Annotated in this window: 17 protein-coding genes; 7 read left to right on the forward strand and 10 right to left on the reverse strand. The window is 62.5% G+C overall.

Annotation, left to right across the window (positions count from 1 at the left end; all coding sequences use genetic code 11):
- Positions 1–14: 14 nt before the first annotated feature.
- Together ACA046_RS21820 and ACA046_RS21825 are read left to right on the forward strand one after the other, a co-directional pair.
- Entirely contained in the window at positions 15–821 is an 807-nt protein-coding gene (locus tag ACA046_RS21820) for a gamma-carboxygeranoyl-CoA hydratase (protein ID WP_076014204.1), read from the forward strand.
- The gene (locus ACA046_RS21825; protein ID WP_497674951.1) at positions 818–2,755 is read left to right on the forward strand and encodes an acetyl/propionyl/methylcrotonyl-CoA carboxylase subunit alpha; all 1,938 of its coding nucleotides are present in this window, start codon (positions 818–820) and stop codon (positions 2,753–2,755) included. The genes ACA046_RS21820 and ACA046_RS21825 overlap by 4 nt, the downstream gene beginning before the upstream one ends.
- Here the strand turns inward: ACA046_RS21825 and ACA046_RS21830 are convergent.
- Positions 2,752–3,399, reverse strand: coding sequence for a LexA family protein (locus ACA046_RS21830; protein WP_167663103.1), 648 nt, complete (start codon positions 3,397–3,399; stop codon positions 2,752–2,754). The genes ACA046_RS21825 and ACA046_RS21830 overlap by 4 nt on opposite strands.
- A 129-nt stretch (positions 3,400–3,528) precedes the next feature.
- On the opposite strand from ACA046_RS21830, the gene ACA046_RS21835 reads away from it, so the two are divergent.
- Positions 3,529–3,891 carry a DUF6124 family protein gene (locus ACA046_RS21835; RefSeq protein ID WP_497674952.1) on the forward strand — a complete coding sequence of 121 codons (363 nt, stop codon included), beginning with the start codon at positions 3,529–3,531 and terminating at the stop codon, positions 3,889–3,891.
- Between the two features lie 466 nt (positions 3,892–4,357).
- Positions 4,358–5,509, forward strand: a complete 1,152-nt coding sequence (locus ACA046_RS21840; protein ID WP_459022368.1) for a M14 family metallopeptidase — start codon at positions 4,358–4,360, stop codon at positions 5,507–5,509.
- A gap of 55 nt (positions 5,510–5,564) precedes the next feature.
- Here the strand turns inward: ACA046_RS21840 and ACA046_RS21845 are convergent, their stop codons facing one another.
- On the reverse strand, positions 5,565–6,104 hold the full coding sequence (locus ACA046_RS21845) for a cytochrome b (RefSeq protein WP_076014209.1): 540 nt from the start codon (positions 6,102–6,104) through the stop codon (positions 5,565–5,567).
- A complete protein-coding gene (locus ACA046_RS21850) occupies positions 6,101–7,183 on the reverse strand; it encodes a catalase family peroxidase (protein WP_497674953.1) in 1,083 nt (360 codons plus the stop codon). Before ACA046_RS21850 ends, ACA046_RS21845 begins: the two co-directional genes overlap by 4 nt.
- Before the next feature lie 171 nt (positions 7,184–7,354).
- On the opposite strand from ACA046_RS21850, the gene ACA046_RS21855 reads away from it, so the two are divergent.
- Complete coding sequence (locus tag ACA046_RS21855) at positions 7,355–7,861, forward strand: sigma-70 family RNA polymerase sigma factor (RefSeq protein ID WP_167663100.1); 507 nt, start codon at positions 7,355–7,357, stop codon at positions 7,859–7,861.
- The gene (locus tag ACA046_RS21860) at positions 7,858–8,610 is read left to right on the forward strand and encodes an anti-sigma factor family protein (RefSeq protein ID WP_459022372.1); all 753 of its coding nucleotides are present in this window, start codon (positions 7,858–7,860) and stop codon (positions 8,608–8,610) included. The genes ACA046_RS21855 and ACA046_RS21860 overlap by 4 nt, the downstream gene beginning before the upstream one ends.
- Here ACA046_RS21860 and ACA046_RS21865 read toward each other — a convergent pair.
- The 7 genes from ACA046_RS21865 to ACA046_RS21895 form a co-directional block, all read right to left on the reverse strand.
- Positions 8,607–9,524: a Csu type fimbrial protein gene (locus ACA046_RS21865; protein WP_076014342.1), complete on the reverse strand. Its 918-nt coding sequence runs from the start codon at positions 9,522–9,524 to the stop codon at positions 8,607–8,609. The two genes, ACA046_RS21860 and ACA046_RS21865, sit on opposite strands and share 4 nt — an antisense overlap.
- Before the next feature lie 82 nt (positions 9,525–9,606).
- Positions 9,607–11,997, reverse strand: a complete 2,391-nt coding sequence (locus tag ACA046_RS21870; protein ID WP_497674954.1) for a fimbria/pilus outer membrane usher protein — start codon at positions 11,995–11,997, stop codon at positions 9,607–9,609.
- Positions 11,998–12,038: 41 nt separating this feature from the next.
- Entirely contained in the window at positions 12,039–12,824 is a 786-nt protein-coding gene (locus ACA046_RS21875; protein WP_497674955.1) for a fimbrial biogenesis chaperone, read from the reverse strand.
- A gap of 26 nt (positions 12,825–12,850) precedes the next feature.
- Positions 12,851–13,351 carry a Csu type fimbrial protein gene (locus ACA046_RS21880; RefSeq protein ID WP_459022378.1) on the reverse strand — a complete coding sequence of 167 codons (501 nt, stop codon included), beginning with the start codon at positions 13,349–13,351 and terminating at the stop codon, positions 12,851–12,853.
- A gap of 4 nt (positions 13,352–13,355) precedes the next feature.
- On the reverse strand, positions 13,356–13,892 hold the full coding sequence (locus tag ACA046_RS21885) for a Csu type fimbrial protein (RefSeq protein ID WP_076014343.1): 537 nt from the start codon (positions 13,890–13,892) through the stop codon (positions 13,356–13,358).
- A gap of 18 nt (positions 13,893–13,910) precedes the next feature.
- Positions 13,911–14,453: a spore coat protein U domain-containing protein gene (locus tag ACA046_RS21890; protein WP_076014216.1), complete on the reverse strand. Its 543-nt coding sequence runs from the start codon at positions 14,451–14,453 to the stop codon at positions 13,911–13,913.
- Entirely contained in the window at positions 14,447–14,947 is a 501-nt protein-coding gene (locus ACA046_RS21895; RefSeq protein ID WP_442969516.1) for a Csu type fimbrial protein, read from the reverse strand. Before ACA046_RS21895 ends, ACA046_RS21890 begins: the two co-directional genes overlap by 7 nt.
- A 218-nt stretch (positions 14,948–15,165) precedes the next feature.
- Here ACA046_RS21895 and zapE point away from each other — a divergent pair, with 218 nt between their 5' ends.
- On the forward strand, positions 15,166–16,281 hold the full coding sequence (gene zapE, locus ACA046_RS21900) for a cell division protein ZapE (protein ID WP_459022383.1): 1,116 nt from the start codon (positions 15,166–15,168) through the stop codon (positions 16,279–16,281).
- The last annotated feature ends 3 nt before the right edge of the window (positions 16,282–16,284 follow it).

Consider the following 16,284-nt stretch of genomic DNA (forward strand, 5'->3'; position numbering starts at 1 on the left):
ATGGAGCTGCACCCATGAGCGATTTCAATACCCTCGAACTGGTCATCGACCCGCGTGGCTTTGCCACCTTGTGGCTCAGTCGTGAAGCCAAGAACAACGCGTTCAACGCCGAAATGATCCGCGAATTGATCATTGCCCTGGACCAGGTGCAAGGCGACCCCGCCCTGCGCTTCCTGGTACTGCGCGGGCGCGGCAAGCATTTCAGCGCCGGTGCCGATCTGGCCTGGATGCAGCAGTCCGCCGAGCTGGATTATCACACCAACCTGGACGATGCCCGTGAGCTGGCAGAGCTGATGTACAACCTCGCCAAGCTCAAGATCCCGACGCTGGCAGTGGTTCAGGGTGCGGCCTACGGCGGTGCCCTTGGGTTGATCAGTTGCTGCGACATGGCGATTGGTGCCGATGATGCGCAGTTCTGCCTCTCGGAAGTACGCATTGGCCTGGCGCCGGCGGTGATCAGCCCGTTCGTGGTGCAGGCAATCGGTGAGCGGGCTGCCCGCCGCTATGCCCTGACGGCGGATCGCTTTGGTGGCCAGCGGGCGCGGGAAATCGGTTTGCTGGCGGAAAGTTATCCGGCTGATGATTTGGACGTCCACGTCGAAGTGTGGATTACCAATCTGCTGCTCAACAGCCCGGCGGCCATGCGCGCCAGTAAGGATCTGTTGCGCGAAGTCGGCCACGGGGCTCTGACGCCAGCGTTGCGTCGCTATTGTGAAAACTCCATCGCCCGAATCCGCGTCAGCGCCGAAGGCCAGGAAGGCTTGCGAGCCTTTTTGCAAAAACGCGCGCCCAACTGGCAGCCTCAGGAGCCGCGTTCATGAAGACGCTTACCACTGTATTGGTGGCCAATCGCGGCGAAATCGCCTGCCGGGTGATGCGCACCGCCAAGGCCATGGGCTTGACCACCGTGGCCGTGCACAGCGCCACGGACCGCGACGCGCGGCATGCCCGCGAAGCGGATATCCGCGTTGACCTGGGCGGCAGCAAGGCCGCCGACAGTTACCTGCAAATCGACAAATTGATCGCCGCGGCCCAAGCCAGTGGCGCCCAGGCGATTCATCCGGGTTATGGGTTTCTTTCGGAGAACGCAGGGTTTGCCCGCGCGATTGAAGCGGCCGGGCTGATCTTCCTCGGCCCGCCCGCCTCGGCCATTGATGCCATGGGCAGTAAATCTGCGGCCAAGGCGCTGATGGAAACCGCCGGTGTGCCGTTGGTGCCCGGCTACCACGGTGACGCCCAGGACCTGGAGACCTTTCGCCAGGCGGCCGAGCGTATCGGTTACCCGGTGTTGCTCAAGGCCACGGCAGGCGGTGGCGGCAAGGGCATGAAAGTGGTCGAGGACGTCAGCCAACTGGCCGAAGCCCTGGCCTCGGCACAGCGTGAAGCGCTGTCCTCGTTTGGCAACGCGCAGATGCTGGTAGAGAAGTATTTGCTCAAGCCGCGCCACGTGGAAATCCAGGTGTTCGCCGACCAGCACGGCCATTGCCTCTACCTGAATGAGCGTGATTGCTCGATCCAGCGCCGCCATCAAAAAGTCGTCGAAGAAGCCCCCGCGCCGGGCCTGAGTGCCGAGCAACGAAAGGCCATGGGCGAAGCAGCGGTGCGTGCCGCACAGGCCATCGGATACGTGGGCGCGGGCACGGTAGAGTTTCTGCTGGATGCCCGGGGCGAGTTTTTCTTCATGGAGATGAACACCCGGCTGCAGGTGGAACACCCGGTAACCGAGGCAATCACCGGCCTGGACCTGGTGGCCTGGCAGATCCGTGTGGCTCAGGGCGAGCCACTGCCGATGACTCAGGAGCAAGTGCCGCTGCTGGGGCATGCAATTGAAGTACGTTTGTACGCCGAGGACCCGGCCAATGATTTCCTGCCAGCCACCGGGCACCTGGCGTTGTACCGCGAATCCACGCCAGGCCCGGGGCGCCGGGTGGACAGCGGTGTCGAGCAAGGCGACAACGTCTCACCGTTCTACGACCCGATGCTGGGCAAGCTGATTGCCTGGGGCGAAGACCGCGAGCAGGCGCGCCTGCGGTTGCTGGGGATGCTCGATGAGTTTGCCGTGGGGGGCCTGAAGACCAACCTGGGCTTTTTGCGACGCATCATCGGCCATCCGGCGTTTGCGGCCGCTGAACTGGATACCGGGTTTATCCCGCGTTATCAGGATGAGCTGCTACCTGCACCAGGCGATCTGAGCGATGAGTTCTGGCAGGCAGCCGGCCAGGCGTTCATGCAGACCCAACCGAGCAGTGATTCCAGTTCGCCTTGGGCAGACATGCGCGGCTTTCGCGCCGGTTTGCCGGCCGAGGTTTCCCTGCATTTGAGCTGCAACGGCCAGGATCGCCTGGTGACGCTGCAAGCCGGCGTTAACCCGCCACAGTTGCGTGGTGAGCAGTTGCTGATCGACAAGCAAGGCGTACGCCGTTCCCATCTGGCGGTCCGCGAGGGCGGCAGTGTGTTTTTGCGTTGGGATGGCGAGGTGCATAGCGTCAGCCTGTTCGACCCGATTGCCGCCGTCGACGCCAGCCAGTCCCATCAGGGCGGCCTGACCGCGCCGATGAACGGCAGCATCGTGCGGGTGCTGGTGGAGGTCGGGCAAACGGTTGAAGCCGGTACGCAGTTGGTGGTGCTGGAAGCCATGAAGATGGAACACAGCATCCGCGCGCCCCATGCCGGGATGGTCAAGGCGCTGTACTGCCAGGAAGGTGAAATGGTCGGTGAAGGCAGCGCCCTGGTGGAACTGGAAGCCGCGAGCTAAAACCTCGTGACCGCCTGCACCACCACGCCGATGATCCGGCATTCTTCGCTGAAGAGCATTTTCGGGTAGGTCGGGTTGAGCGGTACCAGGTAAAGCTGGCCGCTTTGCTTCACCAGTTTGCGCAAGGTCGCCTGGGGATTGAATGCCCATTGGGCCACCACTAGCTTGCCGGGTTCGGCCTTGATGGCCGGGTCCACCAGAACCATCATGCCCTCGCGAATACTCAAGCCGCTGGGGGCAGCCATGGCATCACCGATCACCCGCATCCAGAACGCTTTGCCACGGGCGTGATAGTCGCTCATCTGGAAACGGGCAGCGTTGTAAGGCCGAGATTCTTCCTGCACTTGGTACGCTCCCTTTCCGTCGCTCAGCGGGTACCGGTAATTCGGGTTGTAGTGCGGCACTGGCTCCAATTCCTGCTCCACCGGTGCAAGCGCTTTTTCGCGAATCACCAGCGCCACCTCGAGATAATCGAGGCCCAGCTCCTGCATCACCCGGTTCATGTCGGCGAGGCTCGGCACCCGGCGCTTGTTCAGCCAGTGGCCGACTCCGCCCTGAGACATGCCCAGGCGCGACGCCAGTTGGTCCTGCGTGACCTTGCGGTCTTTCATGCTGGCCTTGACCAACGCTATCCACTTATCCATGGGGCCTGACAATACGTTGTGTACTCACAACGACAATAAACAGTTTGTAGTAATCAATAAAACGCCATAAATACGATTAGTACTAATATCGGTTGCAGGCTTTCGACATCCACCCAGAGCACCGACCTTATGACAATAAACTCGTATCCCCTGCCCGAAACCTGCGATGAAGACGAGCAGTTGTTCATCCGCAGCAGTGGCGCTGCCCAGCGCGCACTGGATTATTACTTGAAAGAAGATCTCGCCCCGGCATCCGTTGACGACACCCTGTTCGCGGTCAAGCCAGGCATCAGCGACGAGGAAGCCCTGGTCCACGCCTCCGACCTGCTGCGCAGCGCGGCGGCCACCGCATACGAATCGGCAAACAGCGCCCACGGCAATAGCCGGGACCTGGCGTTTTCAGTGGTCTATTTGATTGATATGGCGAAGGTGATGGTGGAGCGGTCGCTGCGGGTTTCGGCGAGGGACACCGAACAGTCGGCCAGGATGTAACAGACGCGAAGGAAAAATATTTCTATCTGAGGGATAAAAACATTTGACTTGCAAATGATAATGATTATTATTGGACCCAGCTGATCGCGAGATCAGTCGATAGACCAAGAGACCTTAGGTCGGACTCTTGGAATATCTCCTCATCAGGCTAATCACGGTTTTTGACCCGGCTCTTTGGCCGGGTCTTTTTTTTGCCAGTTTTTCCTGGCGTGGCTTCAGGCTAATGAAGACTGTGTGTTGCTTGATGGCGCGCATGGTAGCAAAAGACCATCGCCAAAAGAAAGTCGATCGAGCGCTCTAGGCCGGTTCTTCCCAAAATAGCACTTGAGAATCAATCTCATAGATTCTAAGCTGCTGCGGCGTCAAGGACGACGCCCCCTCTATTCCCCGCAAAAATTGCATCCAGGCTTTACCCCGCTCCGGTGTAAAATGCCCGCCACAACACTCATATTCAGGCAACCAGACTATGACCGTGGCCTTGACCTCTATCAAGATCAGCACCGACTTCGACAGCGGCAATATCCAGGTGCTCGACGCCAGTGATGCCCACCAGTTGCTGCTGGCTATCAAGCCCGATACGCGCAGCCAGCACTTCCAGTGGTTCCACTTCAAGGCCGAAGGCATGCACGTGGGCCACACCCACACGTTCCGCCTGAGCAACGCGGGCCATTCTTCCTACAAGCACGCCTGGAGTGGCTACAACGCAGTAGCGTCCTACGACCATATCAACTGGTTTCGGGTGCCCACCCGCTTTGATGGCGAGACACTGCACATCACCCTCGAAACCCGTGAAAAACAAGCCTGGTTCGCCTACTTCGAACCCTACAGCCGCGAACGCCACGACTGGCTGATCGACCAGGCGCTGAACCGCGCCGGCACGCAATTGCTGGCCACCGGCAAAAGTGTCGAAGGCCGTGATATCCCACTGCTGCGCCGTGGCAAAGGCGAAGCCGGCAAGCGCAAGGTCTGGATCATCGCCCAGCAGCACCCCGGCGAACACATGGCCGAATGGTTTATGGAAGGCGTCATCGAACGCCTGCAACAGGACGGTGACACCGAGCTGAAAAAACTGCTGGCCGCCGCCGATCTTTACCTGGTGCCGAACATGAACCCCGATGGCGCGTTCCACGGCCATCTGCGCACCAACGCCATGGGCCAGGACCTCAACCGCGCCTGGCAAAGTGCGAGCCAGGAGATCAGCCCGGAAGTGCTGTTCGTGCAGCAGCAAATGGAAAAATACGGCGTCGACCTGTTCCTGGATATCCACGGCGACGAAGAAATCCCCTACGTGTTCACCGCCGGTTGTGAAGGCAACCCCGGCTACACACCGCGCATCGAGCAGTTGGAGAAACACTTCCGCAGCCACTTGAGCGGCCTCACCCGCGACTTCCAGACCGTGCACGGCTACACCCGCGACCTGCCGGGCGAAGCCAACATGACGTTGGCGTGCAACAGCGTCGGCGAGAAGTTCGATTGCCTGTCGCTGACCCTGGAAATGCCCTTCAAGGACAACGACGACGCGCCCAACCCCCTCACCGGCTGGTCGGGCAAACGTTCGATGCAATTGGGCAAGGATGTGCTGAGCAGCGTGGCGGATATCGTCGGCGTATTGCGCTAACCCTCCACTGTCCCCGACGACGGCGGCACCACGGCAGCCGTCGTCGGGCAAGGCTTCAGTCCTTGGTCCCGGTCATGCTTTGCAGCACGCCGTCACGCCGGATCAAACCGTGGAACAGCGCCGCCGCCAGGTGCAGCAGCACCGTCAGAAACAGCAAATAAGCCAGGTAACCGTGAGCCTTGCGCAACACCGCAAACAGCGGCGCATTCGCCCCCACCAGTGCCGGCAATTGCACCGAGTTGCTGAGCATCACCGGATCACCCGCCGCCGAAATCATCGCCCAGCCCAACAGCGGCAATACCAGCATCAACGCATACAGCACCACATGGGACGCCTTGGCCGCCAGCACTTGCCACAGCGGCAAGTCCGCCGGAAGCGGCGGCTGACGGGTGGAAAACCGCACCACCAAGCGCACGATCACCAGCGCCAGGATCGCAATCCCCAACGGCTTGTGCAGGTGGATCAGCCACTCGTGGCGTTCCGATACCGAGGCCACCATGCCCGCGCCGATAAACAGCATGGCGATGATCATCAATGCCATCAGCCAATGCAGCAGCCGCGCCAGTGGGGCGAAAAACCGGGGTTGGGCATTCATGGCTTCGACTCCTGAGGGGCGCTGTGCAACTGGCTGACTTCGCTGGTGCGACGCAGGTAGGAACTGGCGTACGCCGCCGAACGGGCAGCCAGCAGCGGGTCATTCGAGGCTTCGATACCGCTCGGCAGAACCAGTGGATCAAAGTTGATGTCGCGGCAATCGCCGTCCATTTGCGGCTGGCTGCTTTCCAGCACCAGGGTGCCGGCGTTCAATACTTTGTGCTCACCGGTCCAGGTCTTGCTGGCGTCATCCACCGGGTCTCCCGGGTTGGCCAGAGTGACGTTCAACTGCCAGCGCAGCGGCCCGGCCACCAGGCGCTGGGCCAGGTCTTTTTCGAGGACATCGCTGCCGGCGGGCGCCGTGGCCCCCGCTGCATCCTGGCTTTGGGGCACGACGCCCCAGCGCACGGCCTGGCGTTGACCGCTGGCGTTTACCAGGTAGAACGCGTTGATCCCGTTATAGGTCTCGGTGGCGTAGCTGGCGGAAGGCTTGGCGGTCTTGACCCAGGCCAGGAACGGCGCGGTCTCGGGATGCGCCGCGAAGAACGCCGGCATACCTGCCGGGTTCGGCTTGCCAGTGGCCGGGTCAGGTGCGCCAGCCTTGAGCATCTCAAAGAAGGCCTCAGGCGTGCCCACCGGGAACACCGGCATGCTGTTCATCCCCGTGCGCCATTGCTGGCCGTTGGCCAAGCTGAATTGCAGGGCAAAACTGCGGATCGGCACGCTGCTGTCCGGCGCATACGGGTTACCGCTGGGCAGCGCAAAGCGCCCGATCACCGGGGTGCGCGCTTCGCTGAATACCTGGGCACTGGAGTACTGGCGCGCCTCGGGGCTGCTCTCGAAATAACCGGCCACGCACACGCCCTTGGCGTGGTTGCGACGGTAACCAGGGTGCAGGCCGTTGTTGGTTTCCAGGGCGTTGACCAAGGTTTTGGGGCGCAACCGTTGTGGGTCGAGGCTGCCGTTAACGTAGGCAAACGCCCCGGCCACAACCGCAACCACCACGCCGATGCTGGCCAACCGAATTATCAGGCTTGCGGTGCTCAGCGGCGGACGGGGCGGAGATGAGTGATCTACCATGAAATAACTCCAGGGCCAGGGGCCTTGAGTGGGTGAAACATAAGGTCGGAACATTTGGGACGAACGCCAGCGCACTCTATTCCCTGGCCTGCTGTTTATTTTTATTGGCCTGGAATAACCTTCAACGCCGGACGTCTTCCTAGTCCCAGCGTAGTGACTAGCCAGAATCCCATGCACGAACTCGACGAACAGTTACGTGAACTCATCCCCAGGCTGCGGCGATTTGCCGTGTCGTTGACGCGTAACAGCAGCAGCGCCGACGACCTGGTACAGGCCAGCCTTGAACGCGCGATCATCAGTTGGGCTGACAAACGCCTCGAAGGCGACTTGCGCGCCTGGCTGTTCTCGATCCTCTACCGGCAGTTTCTAGATGCCCATCGACGTTCCCGGCGGTACACGCGCATGTTGGAATTTTTCACTGGCCGCGATGATTCGCAGCCGTCGGTCGAGCGCACCGTCATCGCGCAATCGACCCTGCAAGCCTTCGATAAATTGAACACTGAGCAACGCGCGCTGCTGCTGTGGGTGTCGGTGGAAGGCTTGAGCTACAAAGAAGTCGCCGACATCCTTGAGGTGCCCCTGGGCACCGTGATGTCTCGCCTGTCCCGTGCGCGCCAGGCCCTGCGCCAGCTCAGCGACGGCGAAATCACCAGCCCTGCCCTGCGGATACTCAAATGATCAGCTTGCCTCCCAGCGAACGCGATTTGCATGCCTACGTCGATCACCAGCTCCTGGACGCTGACCGCCGCCAGCTCGAAACCTGGCTGGCAGCCCACCCGGACGTCGCCGCCCAGGTGCACGCCTGGCAACAGGACGCGCAGCACCTGCGGGCGTCCTTGAGCGGCGTGCTGCAACAGCCGGCCAACCCCGAGCTGGACCCGGCCCTGATCCGTCAGCGGATCAAACGCCAGTCACGCCGCCATCTCGCGACGGCCGCCATGCTGTTGATTGCCGTCAGTGTCGGCGGCCTCGGTGGCTGGCAGGCCCGCCAGGCCACCCTCCTCGAGAGCATGGCGCCCATGAGCGACGCGATGCAGGCCTACCGCCTGTTTGCCCAGGACGGCATCCTGCCCGCCGACTACCACGTGCAAGGCGGTGGCGACATGCAAGGCTGGCTCGACCGTTACTTCAACCAGGCCTACCGCCTGCCGGACCTGAGCCAGGCCGGGTTCAAGGCGGTCAGCGGGCGCCTGCTCAGCACCGAACAAGGCGCCGCAGCCATGGTGCTGTATGAAGACCCCCAAGGGCGACGCATCAGTTTCTATATCCGTCCGCCGGGCCCGGAAAACAAATTCCTGCCCCGTGGCAGCCGCAGTGCCGACGGGCTGCAGGCCGAATACTGGTCGGGCGCTGGCTATAACTATGCGATGGTCAGCCCGCAAGACCCGTCGACCACGCAGATGCTCAAGCAGACGATGCGCTTTTAGAAACCTACATCCAGCACCACGTTGTCGACGTAGACGCCCGCCGGCGGTGTGGCCTGGTTGGTATAGATCGCCGCGTTGTAATTGAACACCTGGCTGCCGGTGCCCAGGCCATTCCCGGGATTTACCTCAGCCGTGGAGCTGGCGCGCCGGGCGGTGCTCACGCTGCCCCAGCGGGTGGTGGTGGCGCTTTTGAAAATGTCGTAATTCAGGAAATTGCTGCCAGAAACCATCCGCCGCTGCCCACCCACACTCACCGGGTTCTGGCCGTCGCTGATGCCCACGGTGTAGGCGCTGCCCTTGGTGCAGGCAATCGTGGCCTGCCCGGTCACACTGGAAAAGCCACTGATCACCGGCGCGCTGCCGAAGCTGATGTTGGGCGCGGTGATCTGGCAGTCGTTGCTCACCGTCATGCTGACCGTCAGGGAAGATGTGCCCGAGCCGGAATCCCGGAAGACACACAGCGACCCAACCCCCAGCACCGAGCAATAGTTCCAGACCCAGGCGATGCTGAGTGTCTCCGTGTAGAGGCCGGCCGCCACGTTGCTGCCGGTGATCGAGCTCAGGTAAAGCGGCAAGGTCTTCGTGCCCGGCCCGGAAACCAGGCCAACGCTTTGGGCAATGCCCGTCGCGCCGAAATCGAATTGGGTGCCACGGTTGATCGGGTAACTGGTGCTGTTGTTGCCGTAAATCGTATAACCGATGACATCCCCGGTAGGGCCGACCATGCCGCTGGTGGCCGAGGTGATGGTTGCATAGAAGTGATCACTCGCTGCCAGCAGCGAAATCAACGTGGCCCCGCAGTTCAAGCCAGCGTTGGTGGTGGAACTGGTCTGGGGGGCGGTGCGCACCGTCATCGAACTGATCGAGCCAAAGCTGGCCGGCGACGTAGCTCCCGGCGCCGAACACGCGGCCATACCCTGTGCCGAAAACCCCAGCCCCACAAGCCCCAGCAGTCCAACTATCCATTCCTTGCCCCGCACACTCACACTCCTTATTTCATTGGCAAACCAGCGGCCCGATCAGCGGCACCTGCTCCTCGTTGATATCCAGATCAAACGTTGCCTGGCAGGTACGGCCCTCACCCACAGTGACTTGCAAGGTGTTGTGGGCCGCCAGGTTCTCCAGGTACACCAGGCCATCCCAACCCACTACCGCTCGCGCCCCGGTCTGCTCATGGCGCACCTGGCTGCCCAGGGGCAGGTCCTGATGCTGGGCATCCACCAGGGTGATACTGGCCGCGATCACCCGGCGCACCGGGAACTCCAGCAGGTAGCCGCTGCCGCGACGCACCGCCACGCGCTGCTCGACATTCGGGGTCTGCACGTTGACCGGTAGGTTCAGCGGGTCGATTTCATACTTGCCGCGGTAATAAGCGCTGCTCCACGGCACCAGCAGATGCCCGTTGCGATCGGTTTCACCCACCAACTGGTTTTCATAGAGCACCGGCACCCCGGCATAGCCGTCGGTGCTCACCACCACAAACGCGTCATTGACCCGGTTGGCCGCGAACACTTGCTTGTCCATCCACACCAGCGAGCCGCTGGCATCCGCCCAACGGGTCTCGGCGTCGTTGCTGCCATACACGCCTGCCTGCAATTGCACCGATTGCATGCGCCAGGTCAGGTCGGCCTGGCGATAGGCCGGCCCGTCGCCGCTGGCATACCCCAGGTTGTAGCCCACGCCGCCTTCGGACGGCACCGCCCGGCTGTAGTTGACCCGCTGGCGACTCTCGCCGGCCTGGCTGCGCTCGTTGCTCAGGGCCAGGCTGCCGTAGATGTCGAACGGGATGACCAGCTGCGCCTGCATGGCCCAGTTGCTGTCACCGACCTCGCGGTTGGCAGACAGGTAGAAACTGGTGTTGCGCCACAGCTGTTTGCTCCAGGTGAGGTTCATCAGCCGGGTGCGGGAGTCATCGGCCGCCTGCACATCGAAATAGCCGGCACCGATGCTGCCGAAATCGTTGAGGTTCAGGCTCAGGGTCACCTGCTCACTGCGTTTGCTGAGGCTCGCATAAGGGGTGTCGACCAAGGTCAGGTCGGCGTACTGGTCGCGACGCTCTACCCGCTGGTAAGACAGGCTGTAGCGCTGGTTGCTGTATTGATAACCGAAGCTCAGTTGCTGGCCGGTCTCGCCGTCAAACTGGCTTTGGCTGAGGGCCGTGTTGAGCACCCCGAAGTTGCCCAGCCGCACGTTGCCGCCGAGACCACCCAGGGTCAGGTCGCCCGAGGCTTCGGCATGGCTTTCCAGGGTGAAGTAGTCCGACACCCCGTATCGAAACGTGCCGCTGGCCACGCCGGGGCCGTAGCCAAAATCCCGAATGGTGTAGTCCCTGCGCAAATTACCGGCCGCCACCGAAAAGTCCGACAGGCCTTTTTGCAGCAAGGTACTGGTGACGTAGAACGGCACCGTGGTTGAAACCTGCCGACCCAACGCATCGGTGGTGACGACCACCGCTTCGCCGGCACCGTTGATAAACGGCACGTTGGTCAAGGTGTAGGGGCCTGGCTGCAGGTCGGCGCTGCTGGACTTGTAGCCGTTGATAAACAGGTCCACCGACGACGGCACCGCCGCCTCCCCGGCAAACTGCGGCAAGGGATAAGTCACCAGGTCCGGGCGTACACCGAAGTCTCGCGACACTTGCACCCCGCCCAGGCGCACCGAACTGCTCCACGGCAACGCGCCGCTGATCACATCGCCCGCTTCGTAGGTCAGCAGGCGTTCATCGTCGGAAAAGCGCCAGGTGGTGTCATAGCGCCGGTAGCCATTGTCCAGGGTACTGCCGCTGGTCTGGCCGCCAAAGGTGGTGCGGTACTGGCCGGTATTGGACAGCGTGCCCCACGTGTCGAACAGCCGCACTTCGTTGAAGATGCCCAGGTAAGTGCCTGCATCATCGGTGTCATTCAGGTAGGCGTCGTAGTTGAGCAACGCACCGAAACTGGTGAGCGCCTGGGTGCGCGGGTAGTTATTGCGGTTGCCGATGAACTGCGCCGGCAACCACGCCGGCGGTACTGTCAGCATCAGGCGCTGGCCCTGGCTGTCGTAATCGGTGTGCAAGTCGGGCACCTGGTCCAGTGCGACTTCAGTGGTGATGCCGGCCGGCAGTTTCATACCGATATCCCGTAAGGTCGCCGCCGGCAAAAACAAGCCGCCGGCGCGTTGATCCACGGCGACCACCCGGCCGGTGTCCAACTGGTTGACCACCAGTTCGAGGAACAACTGTGCATCGGCCACAGCCTCCATGTTGCTGGGGGGCGGCGGCAGCGGCGCGGCCATGCCAAGCGGCGCAAGCGCCAGGCCAGACAGGCCACCCACCCACACCGATCGCCATCGACTACGAGCCCGTTCATGGCTCACCAAGGCATTGTGTCCATCAATGGACATCTCCATCCGTTAAGACCAAGGGCGACTCCATGCCCTATTCCATTGTGTCACCGTCCCGGTACAAGGTTCTCCAGTTGCGTTGCGCCATTGACCCGTACCTGCAACGGCTGGTCGCCCGCGACACCTTCCGGCACCGGCCAGCGCATGGTTGCGCCCGGCAGCACGTAGCCCAGCAAGCCGTCCACCAGCGGCCGGGTTTGCCCGCCCTGCTTGAACGCCACATCGGTCAGCCGCGCATGCACCGCGCCCTGGTTGCGCATCTCCACATAGTTGCGCCCGCCCACCGTGACCTTCTTCCAGCTCAGGTCAGGTTTGCCCGCGCCCTTGGGGTCGCGCTGGCGGGTCGCGTCGTCCTTGCTCCACAGGCCTGCGCCGTAGGCGAACAAGGGCACCGAATAGCGCATCTGAAAGCGGATTGCGGCGGCCGTCTTGCCATCGGCGGCAGGCGTTTCAGGCACGGCGCCAGGAATTTCGTCGATGATGATCCGATACGCCAGCTCCTGGCCCGGCGGTATTTCTCGCGTGCGGGTCAGGCGCACCAGTTGCTTCTGCCCCGGCTCGATCTTCGCCACCGGCGGGCTGCCGATCACGTCGCGCTGGTTCTGGTATTGCTCGTCGAAACCGCCCTGGCTCCAGGCAAATACCCGAATCTGCAGGTTGGCGGTCTCTGTACCGCGGTTCTCCAACCACAAGGCGCTGGCCTGTTGATCGGCTTCCAGCACCGGGTCAATGGGCCAGATCAGCACCGAGCTGGCGGCCTGGACCTGCCCGGCGCCCAATGCCACCAAGCCGATAAAACCCGCGACCCAATACCGCCGGGAAGCTGCAAACATAGATTCCACTCCTCATGCCAATCGCCTTACCAGGACAGCTGCACCTGCAGCACGTCGCTGTACGTCCCCCCAGGCTGATTACCCGGTAACACCACCCGGCCGTAAATCGGCAGGGTTATATTGTTTGCGTTGCTATAGGCCACGCTGACGCTTTGACTGATCCCCAGGCTCTGACTGAACGCCGCGTCCCGAAACAGCTGATACGCCACTTGGGCACTGCCGCTATTGAGCTGCATGCGCCGGCCACTGACGTTGTGCAAACCGCCATCGACGGTCATGTTCAAGGTGACTCCCGGCGTGCACTGCAGCGTGACCCCGCCGCTCAGCGCCACCGACACCGTGCTGGTGGACAACGATGAATAGCTGCCGAACGCCAGGCTGCCGTAATTCGTGCCACCGCCCACCACCAGGCAGCCTGCGGCAATCGTCGCGCTGACCTGGATTGTCTGGGTGGTCACCGCCAGCAACGACAACGGCATCCCCCAACCCGTGATGACCGCCAGCACCGCCCAGCAGGCCCGTTTCATGGCACTAGAACGTCAGTTGCACGGACACCGTATCGGTATAGGTACCGGCCGGCAGCCCTACCTTGCCCACGGCCTGGCCGTAGATATTCACGGTTTGCGCAACGCCCGTGCTCGCGCCTACGTTGATGGTTCCGTTGATCGCCAGGAGCGTCGAATGCCCGGTGTCGGTGTAGAAGTCATACGGCACATAGTTGGCAACACCGTCGTACAGCGCCCGGGTGCCGCCAGTGGACTGGCCGTCATGGGAGCCGGCGCCGACGGTGATCACCGGCGAGGTGCCCGACGAACACTGGATCGACAACGCGCCCCCGCCACCACCCAGCACTTGGCCGGACTGGGTGGTGAACTGGCTGTTGGTGGTGCCGAAATTGATCGTACCGAAGTTCAAACCGGTGGTGCCGCCCACGCCGTTGACCAGGCAACTGTTGGTCAGGATCAACGTGGAGCTGATCTGCCCGGTGACCGTAGTGGCCGCTTGGGCGCCCGACACCCACACCAGTGCGATTAATGGAAAAACTGCTTTAGATACAAGTGCATGCATGATGTCCATCCTCATGATTTACCAATCCAGAGTCACCGTCAGGGTGTCTGTGTAGATGCCGGCCGGTAGGGCCCTGGTATTCGCCACCACCGAGCCGAATACCGGGATCGGTACCTGTGCGCCCTTGGTCACGACGAAATTGCGTTGCTGGCCGATGCTGTAGGTGCTCAGGCCTGCGGGGTCGGCCGACAGCCGATACGGTATGGTTTGCCGGCCATTGCTCAGGCGCCGGGTGGTGCCGTCGCCATGGGCGCCACCGTCGATGGTCACGGTGAAGCTGCTCACCACCGAAGGGTTGCAGGACACCGCCAGCGCCGCCTTGTCGCCATCACTGATGCCGGCGCCCAGGCCCTTGTCCCAGGTGGGCCCGTGGCTGCCGAAATCCAGCAAGGCCGAGCCGCCATCCGGGCTCACCGGCGCGCTTTCGGTGCCCTTGCTCACCTGGCAACTGGCGGTGATCACCAGCCGTGCATGAATCTGCCCGGCCACCGCCGCCTGGGCGTCCTCGGCCAGCAGCAACAGGCCGCCCAGCGCCACGCAGGCCAGGCCGCGGCTTACCATGTCACCGTCACTTTGAGCAGGTCGGAATAACGCCCCACGGCGGGAATGTCCTTGAGCGGTTCGATGCGCCCGTAGAGGGGCAAGTCCACGGTGCCGGAATCGGGCACGCGCCCACTCACCGGCACGTCCACAGCCAGGGGGATGCGACGCGCGGCGTCGGCATAAATTCGGTAGGGAATAGGCTTGATCGAAGGGGTTGCGGCGCCCAGGTAACGCACTTCGCCGACGCCGCCATGCAGGCCGCCGTCGACACGCATCTGATACGGCGTGTCGGGGTTGCACTCAAGGCGTGGTTGGCGCTGACTGATCAAGGCTGCACTCAAGGGGCCTGCCGGGTCATCCAGGCGGGCGCCACTGCCAAAATCCAGCACACCGAGCTGCTCGATGCCGGCCTCACGCGTGGTGCCGACCAACTGGCACCCCCGCTGCACGTCGATGCGCACTTCAACCTGGAGCTGAGCGCCATAAACCGTGTTGCAGAGCATCGCGCTCATGATTGCCAAGACTGCTTGTCCCTTCACTGCCCCAAATCCTTATACAGGGGTGACTGCTGTGTATGAGGTTAGTCACTTGAGGGGAATCCGCCAGTCAAGTCGTTGTTTTGGATCCATTCAGCCATGCCTTTTCCAGATAGCTCACCCTGTGCTTCTCTATTGGTCAAACCGCAACCGGCGCTCTAAAGTGAGCGACCACCGAAACAGAGTGACTGACATTGGCTGCTTTACCGCCCCTGCTCAAACGGTTGCTGGGTAAACCGGCGGCCACCGACGCCGACCCACGCATCGCGGCTTTTTTTCAAGCCAAGGCCCGGCAACAGGGCTATACCCTCAGCCCCAGCCAGTTGCAGGTCATCGAGACCATGGCCCGACAAACCGCGCACCTGCTGGCCGGGCGCCCTACCCGCAGCCTGTACCTGCACGGCGCCGTGGGCCGGGGCAAAAGCTGGCTGCTGGACGGGTTTTTCCAGGCACTGCCGATGGCCGAGAAGCAGCGCGTGCACTTCCACGACTTCTTCGCCCACCTGCACCGCGGCATGTTTACCCATCGCCAGCAGCGCGATGCCCTGGGCGTGACCCTGGATGAACTGCTCGATGGCTGCCGCGTGCTGTGCTTCGACGAGTTTCACGTGCACGACATCGGCGACGCGATGCTGATCAGCCGCCTGTTCAAGGCCCTGTTCCGGCGCGGGGTGTGGGTGCTGGTGACCTCCAATTACCCGCCTGCCGGGCTGTTGCCGAACCCGTTGTACCACCAGCGATTCAAGCCGGTGATCGAGCTGATCAGTGCGCGCATGGACGTGATGGAAGTCAGTGCCCCCCAGGATTATCGCGGCCTGGCCCAAGCCCATGGCGAGCAGCGCTTTACGGCAGGCCGGTTCGTCTGGCCCGGCACACCTGCGCAACGCGAGGCCCTGGGCCTGCCGTCAGCGGATCACCCGCCACTGAGCCTGGCGGTCGGTGCCCGGCAACTGATTGCCCGCAGGCGTCAGGGCCGCAGCATCGCCTTCACCTTCAGCGACCTGTGCGAACAACCGACCGCGGTCATGGACTACCTGCAACTGTGCCGCGACTACGACCATTGGATCATCGATGGCCTGCCGCATCTGGCGGAGTGCCCGATTGCCACCCAGCAACGGTTCATCAACCTGGTAGACGTGCTCTACGACCAAGACAAACACTTAGTGCTCATCGGCGAGCAGTCGCTGGAAGAATCCCTCAGTGGCCAGGCGATCGACTTGGCCCGCACCGCCAGCCGTCTGGGGCAATTGCAGAAGATCGGGCCGCAACCCGCTATCATGAGCGCCATTCACGCCCCTATTGCCGAGTGACGC

This window comes from Pseudomonas sp. LBUM1641, from assembly GCF_059716235.1.